Origin of the sequence: Streptomyces apocyni, assembly GCF_009739465.1 — a bacterium.
GTDB classification, from domain to species: domain Bacteria; phylum Actinomycetota; class Actinomycetes; order Streptomycetales; family Streptomycetaceae; genus Streptomyces; species Streptomyces apocyni.
Map to the genome: position 1 here is coordinate 249,306 of NZ_WHOM01000045.1, position 15,121 is coordinate 264,426.

Annotated in this window: 15 protein-coding genes; 13 read left to right on the forward strand and 2 right to left on the reverse strand. The window is 72.3% G+C overall.

What is annotated here, in order from left to right; all coding sequences use genetic code 11:
* Positions 1–94: 94 nt before the first annotated feature.
* The 6 genes from GCN81_RS11165 (at position 95) to GCN81_RS11190 (ending at position 5,155) form a co-directional block, all read left to right on the forward strand.
* Complete coding sequence (locus GCN81_RS11165; protein ID WP_156724245.1) at positions 95–712, forward strand: TIGR03086 family metal-binding protein; 618 nt, start codon at positions 95–97, stop codon at positions 710–712.
* A 28-nt stretch (positions 713–740) separates the two neighbouring features.
* On the forward strand, positions 741–1,505 hold the full coding sequence (locus GCN81_RS11170; protein WP_156724247.1) for an MBL fold metallo-hydrolase: 765 nt from the start codon (positions 741–743) through the stop codon (positions 1,503–1,505).
* 176 nt (positions 1,506–1,681) lie between these two features.
* Positions 1,682–3,148 carry an NCS2 family permease gene (locus GCN81_RS11175; RefSeq protein ID WP_156724460.1) on the forward strand — a complete coding sequence of 489 codons (1,467 nt, stop codon included), beginning with the start codon at positions 1,682–1,684 and terminating at the stop codon, positions 3,146–3,148.
* Between the two features lie 137 nt (positions 3,149–3,285).
* Positions 3,286–4,047: a CPBP family glutamic-type intramembrane protease gene (locus GCN81_RS11180; RefSeq protein ID WP_156724249.1), complete on the forward strand. Its 762-nt coding sequence runs from the start codon at positions 3,286–3,288 to the stop codon at positions 4,045–4,047.
* On the forward strand, positions 4,044–4,406 hold the full coding sequence (locus GCN81_RS11185) for a PadR family transcriptional regulator (RefSeq protein WP_156724251.1): 363 nt from the start codon (positions 4,044–4,046) through the stop codon (positions 4,404–4,406). The genes GCN81_RS11180 and GCN81_RS11185 overlap by 4 nt, the downstream gene beginning before the upstream one ends.
* On the forward strand, positions 4,403–5,155 hold the full coding sequence (locus GCN81_RS11190) for a hypothetical protein (RefSeq protein ID WP_156724253.1): 753 nt from the start codon (positions 4,403–4,405) through the stop codon (positions 5,153–5,155). Before GCN81_RS11185 ends, GCN81_RS11190 begins: the two co-directional genes overlap by 4 nt.
* 79 nt (positions 5,156–5,234) lie before the next feature.
* Here the strand turns inward: GCN81_RS11190 and GCN81_RS11195 are convergent, their stop codons facing one another.
* Entirely contained in the window at positions 5,235–6,758 is a 1,524-nt protein-coding gene (locus GCN81_RS11195) for an aldehyde dehydrogenase (NADP(+)) (protein WP_156724255.1), read from the reverse strand.
* A 113-nt stretch (positions 6,759–6,871) separates the two neighbouring features.
* On the opposite strand from GCN81_RS11195, the gene GCN81_RS11200 reads away from it, so the two are divergent.
* The 7 genes from GCN81_RS11200 (at position 6,872) to GCN81_RS11230 (ending at position 13,793) form a co-directional block, all read left to right on the forward strand.
* The gene (locus tag GCN81_RS11200) at positions 6,872–7,681 is read left to right on the forward strand and encodes an IclR family transcriptional regulator (protein ID WP_156724257.1); all 810 of its coding nucleotides are present in this window, start codon (positions 6,872–6,874) and stop codon (positions 7,679–7,681) included.
* A gap of 3 nt (positions 7,682–7,684) precedes the next feature.
* Positions 7,685–8,155 carry a GNAT family N-acetyltransferase gene (locus GCN81_RS11205; protein ID WP_156724259.1) on the forward strand — a complete coding sequence of 157 codons (471 nt, stop codon included), beginning with the start codon at positions 7,685–7,687 and terminating at the stop codon, positions 8,153–8,155.
* 158 nt (positions 8,156–8,313) lie between these two features.
* Positions 8,314–9,369, forward strand: a complete 1,056-nt coding sequence (locus tag GCN81_RS11210) for a hypothetical protein (RefSeq protein WP_231626631.1) — start codon at positions 8,314–8,316, stop codon at positions 9,367–9,369.
* Complete coding sequence (locus GCN81_RS11215) at positions 9,366–10,721, forward strand: sensor histidine kinase (protein WP_156724261.1); 1,356 nt, start codon at positions 9,366–9,368, stop codon at positions 10,719–10,721. Before GCN81_RS11210 ends, GCN81_RS11215 begins: the two co-directional genes overlap by 4 nt.
* Complete coding sequence (locus GCN81_RS11220; protein ID WP_156724263.1) at positions 10,718–11,404, forward strand: response regulator transcription factor; 687 nt, start codon at positions 10,718–10,720, stop codon at positions 11,402–11,404. Before GCN81_RS11215 ends, GCN81_RS11220 begins: the two co-directional genes overlap by 4 nt.
* Before the next feature lie 114 nt (positions 11,405–11,518).
* Complete coding sequence (locus GCN81_RS11225) at positions 11,519–12,970, forward strand: peptidoglycan D,D-transpeptidase FtsI family protein (protein ID WP_156724264.1); 1,452 nt, start codon at positions 11,519–11,521, stop codon at positions 12,968–12,970.
* A gap of 139 nt (positions 12,971–13,109) precedes the next feature.
* Positions 13,110–13,793, forward strand: coding sequence for an MBL fold metallo-hydrolase (locus tag GCN81_RS11230; RefSeq protein WP_156724266.1), 684 nt, complete (start codon positions 13,110–13,112; stop codon positions 13,791–13,793).
* Between the two features lie 31 nt (positions 13,794–13,824).
* Here GCN81_RS11230 and GCN81_RS11235 read toward each other — a convergent pair whose 3' ends face one another.
* On the reverse strand, positions 13,825–15,084 hold the full coding sequence (locus tag GCN81_RS11235) for a cytochrome P450 (protein ID WP_231626633.1): 1,260 nt from the start codon (positions 15,082–15,084) through the stop codon (positions 13,825–13,827).
* Positions 15,085–15,121: the final 37 nt, after the last annotated feature.

The window sequence follows — 15,121 nt, forward strand, 5'->3', positions numbered from 1 at the left end:
GGAGGTCCGATGAGTTCTGTGCCGTTCGGGAGTCTGCACTACGAACACCCTGACGACCTGCTCCACGCCCTACGACGGAACGGACAGCGGCGACATGACCGGGACCACCGAGACCACCGAGACCACTGACACCATCGACTTCGCTCCGCAGACCCGCCTGGTGGCGCGACTCGCCGAGCACGTACGCGACGACCAGCTCGGCGGACCCACCCCCTGCGTCCCCATGGCCGTACGCGATCTGCTGGGCCATATCGTTGGCCTGACCGCCGCCTTCCGGGACGCGGCGCGCAAGGACCTCGGCCCGAGCACGGACACGGACCCCAATCTGACGCCGCCAGACGTCGCCGCCAACTGGCGGGACATCCTGCCCCGGCAGCTCGCGGAGCTGGCCGACGCCTGGCGCGATCCCAAGGCCTGGGTGGGCGACACCCGCGCGGGCGGTGTCGACCTCCCGGCCGCCGTGGCAGGCCAGGTCGCCATGAACGAGCTGGTGGTGCACGGCTGGGATCTGGCACGCGCCACCGGGCAGGCGTACGCGCCCGACCCGGCCAGCCTCCGGGTGGCGTACGAGCTGCTCGCGGTAACGCCCGACGGACCGGAACGCGAGGGCATGTTCGGGCCCATCGTCGCCGTCCCCGACGACGCGCCGCTGCTGGACCGGGTGGTGGGCCTGAGCGGCCGTCGCCCGGACTGGAGCGCCGAGCGGGGTTGATGATCCAAGGGGCCGTACTCTCGTCCGTATGGGCCTCACCGTCACCGTGCTTGGCACCGCGTCACCTCATCCCCGGCCGGGCCATCCCTGCTCGGGCTACCTGCTGTCGGCGGGGGACATCCGCGTCTGGGTGGACGCCGGGCCCGGGACCTTCGCGGAGTTGCAGCGGCACGTACGGCCGGACGAGCTGTCGGCGATCTGGATCTCGCATCTGCACTCCGACCACTGGGCCGACCTGATCGCCGCGGAGGCGGGGATCGCGGACGGCGGGCTGACCGTCGACGAGCCGATCCCCGTGTACGCGCCCGCGGGGTGCGCCGAGCGGCTGGCCGGGTTCTTCGGCGCGGCGGACCCGGGTGCGCTGGGCCAGGTCTTCGCGTTCCGGGAGCTGTCGGACGGGCTGCACCTGGACCTGGACGGGCTCCGGTTGACCAGCCGCGCCGTACATCACGGCGGGATCGAGGCGTACGGGCTGCGCGCGGAGGTCGCGGGCGACGTGCTGGCGTACTCCGGGGACAGCGGCCCGTGCGCGGCGCTGCGCGAGCTCGCCGAGGGGGCGGACCTGCTGCTGTGCGAGGCGGACATCGACCGCGCGCCGACGGGTGGCGAGCCGCGGCAGCACCTCACCCCGGAGGACGCGGGGGAGTTGGCCCGTACCGCACGTGTCGGCAGGCTGCTGGTCACCCATGTCGGCCCCACGCTCACGCCCGACGCGGCCGTCGAGCGCGCCGCCGCGGCTTTCGGCGGCCGTACGGAACGGGCCCGCGAAGGCGCCACGTACCAGCTGATCTGACGCGCCCGCGCCGAGACGTATACGGCCGAACGGTTCCCTCCCGACATCTCGCCCGCTCCCCGCCGCGCACACCACGCGACACGTAACACGGCCAAAACCTGAACGGTCCCTTCCCAAGGAAGAATCCGGCTACCCCGCACGGATCACCGCCTTCGAGGAGCGCCATGTCAGGACCGATGTCGGATCAGCCGGTAGAGCCGCCCACACCACCGACGCCACCTGTGTCGCCCCCGCCGCCGAGCAACGCCGTCGACCGCTTCTTCCAGATCACCGCGCGGGGCTCGACCCTCAGCCGTGAGATGCGCGGCGGGCTGGCCACCTTCTTCACGATGGCCTACATCCTCGTACTCAACCGCATCATCCTCGGCGGCACGGAGGACAAGTTCGGCGACACCCTGGACGGGGCCCAACTGGTCACCGTGACCGCCCTGGTGGCTGCCGTGATGACCATCCTGATGGGCCTCACCGCCAACCTGCCGCTGGCGCTGGCGGCCGGGCTCGGGCTGAACGCCATGGTGGCGTTCCAGATCGCCCCGCTGATGAGCTGGCCGGACGCCATGGGCCTGGTGGTACTCGAGGGCATCGTCATCTGTCTGCTGGCCGCGACCGGGCTACGCGAGGCGGTCATGAACGCCATCCCGCTGGGGCTCAAGCAGGCCATCAGCGTCGGCATCGGGCTGTTCATCGCCTTCATCGGCTTCGTCAACGCGGGCTTCGCGACCCGTATCCCCGGTGAGACCGGCTCCGTACCGGTCCAGCTCGGCGCGGACGGGGCGTTGTCCGGGTGGCCGGTGCTGGTGTTCTGCCTCGGGGTGCTGCTGGTCGTCTCGCTGCTGGCGCGCGGCACCAAGGGTGCTCTCCTGATCGGCATCGTGGCGACGACCGTCCTGGCCGTCGTCATCAACGAGATCGCCGACATCGAGGACGCGGACTGGGGCCTGACCGTTCCGGCCATTCCCGACGACGTCGTCGCCGCCCCCGACTTCGGACTGCTCGGGCAGTTCAGCCTGTTCGGTGCCTTCGGGCAGGTCAGCGCCCTCACTGTGGTGCTCCTGGTGTTCACGCTCTTCCTGACGGACTTCTTCGACACCATGGGTACCGCCGTCGGCGTGACCAGCGAGGCGGGTCTGCTGGACGAGCAGGGCCGGGTGCCGCGCCTTGGGCGGCTGCTGTTCGTGGACGGACTGGCGACGGTCGCGGGCGGTGCCGCGTCCGGCTCGTCCAACACCTCGTTCATCGAATCGGCCGCCGGGGTCGGCGAGGGTGCCCGTACCGGGTTCGCCAACCTGGTCACCGGCGGACTGTTCGCACTGGCGCTGTTCTTCACCCCGCTCGCCACCATCGTCCCGGCCCAGGCGGCGGCGCCCGCGCTGGTCGCGGTCGGCCTGATGCTGATGACGCAGGTACGGCACATCGACTGGGCGCGCTGGGACATCGCGGTACCGGCCTTCCTGACGATCGCGGTGATGCCGTTCACGTACTCGATCACCAACGGCATCGGCGCGGGCTTCGTCGCGTACGCCGTCATCCGCGCCGCGACCGGCAAGGCGCGCGGGGTGCACTGGCTGCTGTGGGGGACGGCGGCGCTGTTCCTCGTGTACTTCGCCATCGACCCGCTGGAGCAGCTGCTCGGGGTGCAGTAGGCCGTACGCCAGGCAGTCCACCCGCTCTTGTGTGCGGTACGAGATAGGTTGCATTCCTGACTAGGTCGCTCTACGGTCTAGGTAGCTGAAAGGCTTACGAGGCGGTGTCTGCCGTCTCGCGGGAAAGGGGGACCCTCATGACCATCTCGCCGGACTTCACGACCGCCGCCCTGGCCGTCGCCGCCGTCCTGGTCGCGTATCTCGCCGTTGGCGAGCCGTGGCTGGGGCGGCGGATGTACGGCTCACTGGAGCGGCGCCGGGACAGCGAACCGCGCGCCCTGGTCCGCTACTACCGCGTGGTGCTCGGCATCTGGTGCGCGCTGGGCGCCCTCGCGGTGGCCGTGCTCGCGCTGTCGCCCGGGGCCGCCGCTGGTGATCTCGGGCTCGGCGCGCCGGACGACCCGCTGTTCACGTACGCCCTGATCCCGGTGTTCCTGGTGGCCGTCGGCTGGAGCGGGTGGGTGTTCCGGCAGAAGGCTCGCGACGGCCGTCACATTCCGGGGCTGAGCTCCATCAGCGCGATGCTGCCGCGTACGCCCGGCGAGCACCGGTACGCGGTCGCCGTCGGGCTGGCCGACGGGGTGATCGGGGAGTTCGTCTACCGTGGACTGCTGATCGCGCTCGGCGTCGGCGTCCTGGGCCTCAACGTCTATGTGGCCGCCGCGCTGGCACTGGCGGTCTACGCGCTCGCTGGCCTCTACCAGGGCCGTAAGGGCGTACTGCTCTTCGCGTTTTTCGGCGCGGTGGCCACCCTGCTGTACCTCCAGACCGGCAGCCTGCTGCTGCCGGTGGTTTTCCACGCGGCCATCGCCGTACGCGACCTGGTGATGACCCAGGACCCGGAGCGGACCCCGTCCGCGCCGCTCGGCACCGCCGCGCTCACCAAGGCCACCCCGTGACGCCACCACCCGCCAAGGGCACACCGGTTGACCGCCGGGCCAGCTGGCTCAAGGGCGTACTCGACCTGCTGGTGCTGGCCAGCCTCACCAGCGGCGAGAGCTACGGCTACGAGATCGCCAAGACCCTCGCGGGCGCCGGGCTCGGCCAGATCAAGGGCGGCACGCTCTATCCCGTACTCAACCGGCTGGAGGAAGCGGGCTTGGTGGCCGCCGAGTTCCGGGCCACCGAGAAGGGGCCGGGGCGCCGCTACTACACGCTGACCGAGCAGGGGCGGCAGACCCTCGGCGAACAGGGCGGACTCTGGCTCGCCTTCGACGCGTCCGTACGTTCCATCCTGGCCGAAGGCGGTGTGACATGACCGGGCTCAACGACCCCACCGCGTACTTGGGTGAACTCGCCGCTCTGCTGCGCGCGGCGGGTCTTCCGGCGGACCATGTCGCGGCCACCGTCGACGAGCTCGCCGCGCATCTGGCGGAGAGCGGCGGCGACGCGGTGGACGAGTTCGGTCCGGTCGCGGAGTTCGCGCGCCAACTGACGCCGGGCGGGGCCGGGGGCGGGGGCGGCGAGCGGCCCGCCGCCCCCGAGGCGCGGGCTGAGTTCTGGCGCTGGACCGCCGACACCTTCGTCGACGAGAAGCTGCTCAACCACTTCGGTGACGAGGGCTGGGAGGTCGAACGGGTCGACGCGCTCGGCCGCTTCGTCAGCCGCCGCGACCCGGAGCAGCCGCAACGCTGGGAGTACCGCAGAGAACTGGTCACGCTTGGCCGAGAGGGGCTGGACGAGAAGCTGGCGCCGGACGGCTGGGAAGCGTGCGGGAACTGGGTGATCTACGCGTGGTTCAAACGGCCCAAGGCGGCCAGCCTGGGGCCCGCCGCGCGGATCGAGACGCCGCAGCCCGCGCCGTCGCGGGGCAATTTCCTCAGCCGCCGCTTCTACGCCCTGGTCGCGGTGATCGCGCTGGCCGTGGTGGTCGCCGGGGTGGTCGTGGCCGTACGGGACGGGGAGGTGAGCTCGGGGCTCGGGTTCGCGACCGGGCTCCTCGCGGGGGCGGCGGTGCCGGTCGCGGCGATAGTCGGCTTCCAGCTGTGGAGTAACCGGTCGCGCTGAGCGGGCCGGGCCGGGCAGGGCAGGGCAGGGCGCTTGCCCGCCCTGACCTGCCCCGCCCGGACCCGGCCGCGATAGAGGCTCAGGCCGCCCCGGTGACGCGGCGCGGTAGGTTCAGCGGGTTCGCGTCCCGCAGTTCCTGCGGGAGCAGCGGCTCCGGTGTGTTCTGGTACGTCACCGGCCGTAGCCAGCGCTCGATCGCCGTGCCGCCCACCGAGGTCGAGGTGGAGGTCGTGGCCGGGTAGGGCCCACCGTGGTGCTGGGCCGCGGCGACGGCCACGCCGGTGGGCCAGCCGTTGACCAGGACGCGCCCGGCCAGGGGCGTGAGCAGGGAGAGCAGCTCGGCGGCGCGCCCCTGCCCCGCCGCCTCCGCGGCGGACAGCTGCACGGTGGCCGTGAGGTTGCCGGGCAGCCGGGCCAGCACCGCGGCGACCTCGGCCTCGGACGCGTACCGTACGAGGACGGTGAGCGGGCCGAAGCACTCCTCAAGGAGCAGGTCGTGCTCCCCGGGCGAGGTCAGGCGCTCGGCGGGAACGGTCAGGAAGCCCGCGCTCACCGTGTGCTCGTCGCCCGCGCCGGGAGTCACCGGAGCGTCCACGTCGGGGAGTTCGGCGCGCGCGGTGGCGCCCGCGATGAAGTTGTCCCGCATCCGGTGGTCGAGGAGCACCCCGGGTTCGGTGCTGGCGACCGCCTCGGTCAGGGACTTGACGAGCTGGTCGCCGCCCGCGCCCGCTGGCGCGAGCACCAGACCCGGCTTGACGCAGAACTGGCCGACCCCGAGGGTCATCGAGCCCGCCAGCTCGGCCCCGATCTGGTCGGCGCGCTCGGCGGCCGCCTCCTCGGTGACGACGACGGGGTTCAGGGAGCCGAGTTCACCGTGGAAGGGGATCGGCACCGGCCGGGCGGCCGCGGCGTCGAAGAGCGCGCGCCCGCCACGGATCGAGCCGGTGAAGCCCGCGCCACTGACCAGCGGGTGACTCACCAACTCGACGCCCGCGTCGAAGCCGTGCACCAGCCCGATGACACCCTCCGGGATGCCCTGCTCCGCCGCCGCCCGGCGCAGCACCGCCGCGACCCGCTCGGAGGTGCCCGGGTGGTCCGGGTGCGCCTTGACGACGACGGGGCAGCCCGCGGCGAGCGCGCTCGCGGTGTCGCCGCCCGGTACGGAGAAGGCGAACGGGAAGTTGGACGCCGCGTATACGGCGATCACGCCGAGCGGCACCTTGTAGCGGCGTAGGTCGGGGACGGGCGGCGTCGCCGACGGGTTGGGGTGGTCGATGACGATGCCGAGGAAGTCGCCCTCGTCGACGATGTCCGCGAAGGACCGGAACTGGTAGCACGTACGGGCGAGTTCGCCGGTGAGGCGGGCCGGGCCGAGTGCGGTCTCCGCGTCCGCGGCCGCGATCAGCTCGTCCTTGGCCGCGTCGAGCAGGTCCGCGGCGCCGCGCAGGAAGGCGGCGCGCACCGAGCGGTCGGCGAGCGCGTCGACCGCGGAGTGCGCGGCCCTGACCGCCCGGTCGACCGCGTCGGCCGAGGCCTCCACCGCGACCTGTTCCCGCTGCTTCCCGGTACGGGGGTCGACACTCCAGACTGGTACTGCTGCCACGACCGTTCCTCCAGATGCGATGCCACTCACCAGGTCGTTCGATATGCTGAACGTCGTCTCTGATGATGAACTCTCTCGGAGGCTATGTGCAGGCGAACGAAGGGGTCAAGGGCATGTCGGCTGCCGACACGGGTAGCGGGGCGGGCGGTGGTTCGGGCGGCGCTTCCGGTGGCGGGGCGCAGGTCAAGTCCGCTGTACGGACGGTGGAGTTGCTGGAGTACTTCGCGGGCCGACCCGGGATGCACGCGCTCGCCTCCGTCCAGGAAGCCGTCGGCTACCCCAAGTCCAGCCTGTACATGTTGCTGCGCACCCTGGTGGAGCTCGGCTGGGTCGAGACGGACGCCACCGGCACCCGGTACGGCATTGGCGTACGGGCCCTGCTGGTCGGCACCTCGTACCTCGACGGCGACGAGGTGGTGGCGGCCGCGCGGCCGACGCTGGACCGGCTCGCCGACGACACCACCGAGACCATCCACCTCGCCCGGCTGGACGGCGTGAACGTCGTCTACCTCGCCACCCGCCAGTCCCAGCACTATCTGCGTCCCTTCACCCGCGTCGGCCGCCGACTGCCCGTGCACTCCACGGCGTTGGGCAAGGCGCTGCTCGCCACCCACACCGACGACCAGGTCCGCCAGCTGCTGCCCGAGACGCTGGCGCGGGTGACGGAACACACCATCACGGACCGCGAGGCGCTGATCGAGGAGCTGCGGGCGGTCCGCGAACAGGGCTACGCCGTGGACCGCGAGGAGAACACCCTCGGCCTGCGCTGCTTCGCCGTCGCGATCCCCTACCGCACCCCGGCACGGGACGCGATCAGTTGCTCGGTGCCGGTGGCCCGGCTCACACCCGGGCACGAACAGCTACTCAAGGGCGCGCTGTTCGACGCGCGGGACCGACTCACCCTGGCGACCAGGAGGCTCTGACTGATGGACATCACGCTACGGCCGGTCCACGACAGCGATCTGCCGGTGTTCTTCCGGCAGATGAACGACCCCGAGGCGGGCCGGATGGCCGCCTTCACGGCCAAGGACCCGTCCGACCGGGCCCACTTCGACGCCCACTGGGCGCGCATCCGCGCCTCGGGTGACGTCATACGCACCGTCCTGGTGGACGGCGACGTGGTGGGCAATGCGGCGGTGTACGGGCGGCCGGACGAGCGCGAGGTGACGTACTGGATCGACCGTCCTTACTGGGGCCGCGGCGTGGCGACCGCGACACTGCGGGCGCTGCTCGACCTGGTCCCCGAACGCCCGCTGTACGCCCGCGCGGCGGCGGACAACGCGGGCTCGCTGCGGGTACTGGAGAAGTGCGGCTTCGTGGTGACCGGCCACGACCGGGGGTTCGCCCATGCCCGGGGCGAGGAGACCGACGAGGTGGTCCTCACGCTGCACGGGTGAGGCGGGCCCGGCTTCGGTCCTGGCGGGCAGTGGCCGCAGTGGCCGACGAGGGAGCGCCGTCCTTACCCGGCGGACGATGGCTGCCTCCCCCGCGCGGTGGAGGCGGATCGTCGCGGCGCAGGACGTACGCGCCGCGGCGTTCCGGCAGCGTGGGGGGTATGACACCGCCACCGACACCGACCCGCACGCCGGTCCCGGCTCCAGCCCCCGCTCCAGCCCCCGCTCCGCCGTCCGACGCCGCCGCGCCCCGCCCCCTCAGCCGGACCCGCAGGGCCCTGCGCGCCCTCGCGATCGCCTCCTGCGTCCCGTACCTCGCCATCAAGATCGCCTGGATCTTCGGCAGCTCGGTCGGCATCCCCGACGGCAGCCCCCTGCTCGACCACCGCGTCACGATGGTGGTCGCCAACGTCGCGACCGCCTTGATGGACGCCGCCGTCATCGTGCTGGCCCTGCTGTTGACGCAGGCCTGGGGCAGGCGGGTCAGGCCCTGGCTGCTCGCGCTGCCGATGTGGCTCGCGACCGGTCTGCTGGCCCCGATCATGCTCGGCTTCCCGCTCCAGTTGCTGGTGGGCGCGCTCGGCAGTACCTCGCGCGGCGCCGCCGACACCGGCCGTGAGCCGTTCCTCGACGCATGGGTCTTCGGTGTCGTCTACGGCGGTTTCATCCTCCAGGGCCTCACCCTCGGCACCCTGTTCGTCCTGTACGCGCGAGACCGCTGGGCGCACCTGTGGCGCGGCCGCGTCGGCGACCTGCCCACCAGCGCCAGCCAGCCCGCGCGGCGGACCGCGGCTGTCACCGCCGCGGTGCTCGCTCTCATCCCCGCGGCCCTGAACCTGATGTGGGCCTTCGGGTCGACGGCGGGCCTCAACGAAGGCCGGATCGCCGACCGTACGAGCGACTTCTCCGTCACGCAGGCCGAATACGCGCTGTTCGCGCTCTGCGCCGCTGCGGGCGCCCTGATGCTCGCCTTCCGTATCGGCAGGGCGCTGCCGCTCCACGTGCCGCTGGCGCTCGCCTGGGTGGGCTCGGGGGCCACGGCCTGCTGGGGCGGCTGGCTGGTGCTCGGCTCGCTCGTCGCCGGCGATGACGTCGTGAACCGCCCTACCCAGGTCATGAACCTGTCTTACGCTGTGCAGATGATCGTCGGAACGCTCGTGGTGGCCCTCGTCGCCTCCTTCCTCGCGGAGCGCGCCGCGGCCAAGCGGCGCGCATGAAGGCGCTGTTCGGGCGGCGGATGTGGCTCCGCTGGATTCATCTGGTGCTGGGCGGCGCGCTGCTGATGCCGTTCTGGTTCGTCGGCACGGTCGTGGTCAGCGCGGCCCTGGGAGGTGAGGGGCTCTTCAGCTCTCTGGGGCAGCAGCTCGGCGCGTACGCGCTGGCCCTGCCGCTGGCCGCCGTCACCGCGCTGTTCCCGCTGACCAGGCCGCTGTCGGTGGCGGCGGTACGGGCACTGTGCGGGGTGCCGGACGCCAGCCTGGCCGACGGGCCCGCGCGCTCGCGCGCCGCGAAGGGGCGCACCGCCGCGTGGTTCACGCTGCACCTGGGGCTCGGCGCGCTGCTGAGCGCGCTGACGCTGGCGCTGGTGCCGATGGGCGCCGTACTGCTGCTGCGCCCGGTGTTCAGCGGGCTGCGGGACTCGAGCGTCGGGATGGGGGAGATCTTCGACGGGTGGCCTGGGGCAGTGGCTCCCGTCGTGGGGATCGCCGTACTGGCCGCCTTGGTGCTGTGCGCCACGGGTACCGGGACGCTGCTGGCCCGCTGCGCGCCGCCACTGCTCGGGCCGACGCCCGCTGACCGGCTGGCCGCGGCCGAGGAGCGGGCCGCCGAGCTCGCCGTACGAAACCGGCTCGCGCGGGAGCTGCACGACTCGGTCGGACACGCGCTGAGCGCCGTCACGCTCCAGGCGAGCGCCGCCCGCAGGGTCCTGGACAGCGACCCCGAGTTCGCCCGCGAAGCCCTGCTGGCCATTGAGGACACCACCCGGCGCACGGTCGGCGAACTTGACGCCGTACTCGGCCTGTTGCGCGCGGGCGACGACGAGGACCCCGCGAGCGCCGGGGCCGCCACCGCGCCCGCGCCCACACTCGCCGCCGACCTGGACGGGCTGCTCGCCCGCACCAGGGCCGCCGGGCTGCCCATCGACGCGGCCCTCGACGCCGACCCCGCCGCACTGCCCGACCTGGTGTCCCGGGAGGCGTACCGGATCGTCCAGGAGGGCCTGAGCAACGCCCTGCGGCACGCCGAGAGTTCCCCGGTGACGCTGCGCATCGCCCGGCACCACGAGGAGTTGGAGATCGTCATGGAAAACCCCGTGCCCCCCGGCCCAGGGGCCAGCCCCCCGTCCGGCGCCCTGTCTGGTGCCCCGTCCGGCGCCCTGCCCGGTGCCGCCTCCCGGCGCCCCGGCGGCGGCCGTGGCCTGTACGGCATCGCCGAGCGGGCCAAGCTGCTCGGCGGCACCTCCCGTGCAGGCCTGGCTGACGGCCGCTGGACCCTGTCCGTACGGCTGCCCGTGTCCGGCGCGCCGACGCTCAGCCGAGGCGCGTCCGAGGCAGGCGGCGCCCGATGAACAGCACCCCGCCGCCCATCCGGGTCGTCCTCGCCGACGACGAGCGCATGGTGCGCACCGCGCTGCGCGCCATCCTCGACGCCGAGCCGGACATCGAGGTCGTCGGCGAGGCCACCACCGGCGCCGAGGCGGTGTCCGTGGTCCGTGAGCTGCGGCCGACCGTGGTCCTCATGGACGTCCGGATGCCCGAGGTGGACGGCATCCGGGCCACCGAGCAGATCCTCCAGACACTGTCCGAGCCCCCGCGCATTGTCGTCGTCACCACCTTCGAGAACGACTCCTACGTCTACGACGCGCTGCGCGCCGGAGCGTCCGGCTTCCTGCTCAAGCGGGCCGACGCCGACCAGCTCGTCCAGGCGGTACGCCTGGTGGCGCGGAGCGACTCCCTGCTGTTCCCGGCCGCCGTGCGCACCCTGGCCGCCGAGCACGCCCGCAGCCGCCCCGCGCCGCCCCCGCCGTGGGCGGCGCGACTGACCGAGCGCGAGTCGGACGTCCTGCGGCTGATGGCCACCGGCCTGACCAACGGGGAGCTCGCGAAGCGGCTGGGCGTCGGCCCGGCGACGGTGAAGACCCATGTGGCGTCGGTGCTCGCCAAGACGGGCACCCGCGACCGTACCCAGGCGGTGATCGCGGCGTACGAGGCCGGGATCGTCGGCCAGAGCAGCCAGGGAAACCGCAGGTGAGTCGCAGGTGAGCCGAAAGATGTCGCAGATACCGAAGATGCCGAAGATGAGGAGTTCCTGAGAAGCGCCCCGCCAGGGAACGCCGCACTCCGGTCAGCTCGTCATCCCAGTGGGATGAACAAGACAATCAGGCGCGCTTCGGTCTTCTCGCTGCTCCTCGTACTCGCTCTGCTGGTCAGGGCGACCTGGGTGCAGTTCTACGAGGCCGAGGCCCTCGCGGACAGCAAGCACAACCGACGGAACGCGATCGAGCAGTACGCGTACCCGCTGGGGAACATCATCGTGGCCGGGCACGCGGTCACCGGATCGAAGGAGACGGCCCGCAGCGACCTCACCTACCAGCGCGTCTATACCGACGGCGAGCTGTACGCGGCCGTCACCGGCTACAGCTCGCAGGTGTACGGCGCGACCCAGCTCGAAGGCATCTACCGGGACGTACTCGACGGCACGGACACCCAGCTCAGAGGCCCCGTGGACACGCTCACCGGGAAGCGCGCCGCACCGGGCGACGTGATCACCACCATCGACCCCGCCGTCCAGCGAGCCGGGTACGAGGCGCTCGGCGACAAGAAGGGCGCGGCCGTCGCGATCGACCCGGCCACGGGGAAGATCCTCGGGATGGTCTCCACGCCGTCGTACGACCCCTCGCGGATCAGCGGCAGCACGGACAGCGACACCTGGCGGGAGCTGACCGGCGACCCGGACAAGCCGATGCTCAACCGGGCGCTACGGCAGCCGCTGCCGCCGGGTTCGACCTTCAAGCTGGTCGTCGCGGCGGCCGCGCTGGAGGACGGCCTGTACGGCTCGGTCGACGAGCCGACCGACAGCCCGGCCCCGTACACCCTGCCCGGCACCAGCACCGTACTGAAGAACGAGAACCTCTCCGCACCCTGCGAGGACGCGACACTCCGCACGGCCCTCAGGTACTCCTGCAACAACGTCTTCGGCAAGCTCGCCGCCGAGCTTGGCCAGGACAAGGTCAAGGAGATGGCCGAGAAGTTCGGCTTCAACGAGGAGAAGCGCGACGTACCGGTGCGCGCGTCCCCGAGCCTCTACCCCTCCGACCTGGACCCGGCGCAGACGGCACTGACCGGCATCGGCCAGTTCGATGTGACCGCGACGCCGCTCCAGATGGCGATGGTGTCGGCCGCCCTGTCCAACGGCGGTGAACTGGTCGACCCGCACATGGTGTCCCAGGTGACCGACGCGAACGGCGGCACCCTGCGGAGCTACGACGACGCTGACACGCGGCGGGTGGTGAGTGAGCGCACCGCTGACCAGCTGCGATCGGCCATGGAGACGGTTGTCGATGACGGCACCGGCACCCGCGCGAAGATCGACGGCGCGACGGTGGGCGGCAAGACCGGCACCGCGCAGCACGGCGAGAACAACAGCAAGACGCCGTACGCGTGGTTCACGTCCTACGCCCAGGACGGCGACGGCAAGCAGGTCGCGGTCGCGGTCCTGATCGAGGACTCGGGCGCCGCCCGCTCCGAGGTCAGCGGCAACGGACTGGCGGCGCCGGTCGCCAAGGCGATGATGGAGGCGGCCCTGAAGGCGACCTGAACCTTCAGGCCCGCATCAGGCCCTCATCAGCCCTCAGGGGAGCGGGTGTGCCCATACGGATGTACGGGTGCGTGCGTTCAGTTGTTCGCGGGAAGCGAGTTCGCTGACGGTCGTCCAGGGCGGCTGTGAGGATGTCGCCATGAGCGATCCTGTGATCCACCGGCTCGACCTGGGGCACTTCGTCCGGCCGGCGTCCGAGACGGGCACGGGCCTGGCGCGTGTCGAGGCCGCGCTAGCGTATCTCGTGCACCATGACAGAGGACTGCTGCTCTTCGACTCGGGCCTGGGCGAAGGCAGCCCCGAGACCGACGCGCACTACCGACCGGTACGGCGCTCGCTGGACGCGGCGCTGTCCGCCGTCGGTGCCACGGCCGAGGACATCGCCCTGGTCATCAACAGCCATCTGCACTTCGATCACTGCGGCGGAAACCCGGCACTGGTCGGTTGCCCGGTCCTGGTCCAGGCCACGGAGCTGGCGGCGGCGCGGGCCGGGGACTACACGATCGACGCGCTGGTGACCTTCCCCGGCGCGGTGTACGAGCAGCTCGACGGGGAGGCGGAGCTCTGGCCGGGCGTCTGGGTGGTGCCGACCCCCGGCCATACGGCCGGTCACCAGTCCCTGGTCGTCGAGGGCAGCGGCGGGGCCACGCTCCTGGCGGGCCAGGCCTACGACTTCGCCAGCGAGTACGCCTGCGCGGACCTGGCCCGGCGTACGGGCGTGCCCGCCGCCGAAGGCCTGTGGCGCCCCTGGCTGGCCAGGATGGCCGAACTGGGCGTCGACCGGGCGCTGTTCGCCCATGACCACGCGGTATGGACCAGCTGAACCGGAACCAGGGCGTCTGGTCCGTAGGCCCCTAAGCCGTCCACACCACCGGCAGCGCGCGCGGTGACCAGTGGATCAGCGTGGGCAGCATGTCCACCCGCGCTCCCGGCGCGAGCCGCAGTGACGGCAGTCGGCGGGTCAGCACCGTCAGCGCGATCCGCAGCTCCTCGCGGGCGAGCCCCGAGCCCGGGCAGCCGTGTACGCCATGGCCGAAAGCGACGTGCCGGGTGGGGCCGCGGGCGGCGTCGAAGGTGTCCGGGTCCGTGGTCAGGGCCGGGTCCCGGTTGGCGGCGGCGTAGGACACGAACAGCGGGGCTCCTTCCGGCAGTTCGGTGCCCGCCAGCGTCACCGGACGGGTGGTGACCCGTCGGAAACCCTGCACGGGGGAGCCCCACCGGAGTGCCTCGGCGACCACCGCCGGGACCGCGTCAGGGGCGGCGCACAGGGCCTCCCACCGGGCACGCGGCGACAGCAACCGGTGCAGCGCGGTGCCGATCAGCGCCGTGGTGGTCAGATGCCCGGCGATCAGCAGGTTGTACAGGTTCGACACGATCTCCCCGAGCCGTTCCCCGGACGGTTCGGGGCCTTCGGGTGCCAGGGACCGCACCATCTCCGAGGTGAGATCGGTACCGGGGTGTGCCCAGCGGCGTACCGCGTGCGCGGCGAGCAGCTCCCGCGCCGCCACCATGTCCCGTGCGGCCCGCACCTGTTCGTCGACCGGCAGTGGATGGAAGAACAGGTCCTCCGAGCGCCGACTGCCGTGCACGGCGACCGCTGTCTCATCGGGGGCCAGACCGAGCAGGTGGCAGATCACCTCGCCGGGCAGCCGCGCCGCGAAGTCGGCCATCAGCTCGGCCCGCCCGTCGGCCGCGAAGCCGTCCACCAGCGTCGTCACCCGCTTGGTGATGAACCCGCGTACCTCGGCGACCCGCGCCGCGCTCAGCCCGCGCAGTAGCGGGGCGCGCAGCCGCTGGTGCGCGGTGCCATCCGAGGTGACGACCACGGGGCCGCTACCGGGACCCGTGCCAAGCACGGCCAGCGCCTCGGGTGACGGGGTCACCTCGGCGCGCAGCGCGTTGGCCGACGAGAAGTCCTCGGGCCTGCGCAGCACCTCGCGGACATCCGCGTACCGGCTCACCAGCCAGGCGTCCAGCTCCGGTACGAAGGTGAGCCCTTCGGCGGCGCGGGCCTGCGCGTAGAGCGGGTAGGGGTCGCGCCGCAGCGATTCAAGCGCCTCGTCCACTCCGCTGTCCACGTCCATGTCCATGTCCACGCCCCCGTCGTCGGTCATCGGCCCATCGTGCAGCAGCGGTGCGCGACAGGACAGG

Coding starts and splice junctions, on each gene's coding strand:
- GCN81_RS11205 (WP_156724259.1), top strand. CDS start 7,685: ATGGACATCACGCTACGGCCGGTCCACGACAGCGATCTGCCGGTGTTC.
- GCN81_RS11225 (WP_156724264.1), top strand. CDS start 11,519: ATGAACAAGACAATCAGGCGCGCTTCGGTCTTCTCGCTGCTCCTCGTA.
- GCN81_RS11175 (WP_156724460.1), top strand. CDS start 1,682: ATGTCGGATCAGCCGGTAGAGCCGCCCACACCACCGACGCCACCTGTG.
- GCN81_RS11165 (WP_156724245.1), top strand. CDS start 95: ATGACCGGGACCACCGAGACCACCGAGACCACTGACACCATCGACTTC.
- GCN81_RS11220 (WP_156724263.1), top strand. CDS start 10,718: ATGAACAGCACCCCGCCGCCCATCCGGGTCGTCCTCGCCGACGACGAG.
- GCN81_RS11210 (WP_231626631.1), top strand. CDS start 8,314: ATGACACCGCCACCGACACCGACCCGCACGCCGGTCCCGGCTCCAGCC.
- GCN81_RS11230 (WP_156724266.1), top strand. CDS start 13,110: ATGAGCGATCCTGTGATCCACCGGCTCGACCTGGGGCACTTCGTCCGG.
- GCN81_RS11235 (WP_231626633.1), bottom strand. CDS start 15,084: ATGACCGACGACGGGGGCGTGGACATGGACATGGACGTGGACAGCGGA.
- GCN81_RS11170 (WP_156724247.1), top strand. CDS start 741: ATGGGCCTCACCGTCACCGTGCTTGGCACCGCGTCACCTCATCCCCGG.
- GCN81_RS11215 (WP_156724261.1), top strand. CDS start 9,366: ATGAAGGCGCTGTTCGGGCGGCGGATGTGGCTCCGCTGGATTCATCTG.
- GCN81_RS11180 (WP_156724249.1), top strand. CDS start 3,286: ATGACCATCTCGCCGGACTTCACGACCGCCGCCCTGGCCGTCGCCGCC.
- GCN81_RS11200 (WP_156724257.1), top strand. CDS start 6,872: ATGTCGGCTGCCGACACGGGTAGCGGGGCGGGCGGTGGTTCGGGCGGC.
- GCN81_RS11190 (WP_156724253.1), top strand. CDS start 4,403: ATGACCGGGCTCAACGACCCCACCGCGTACTTGGGTGAACTCGCCGCT.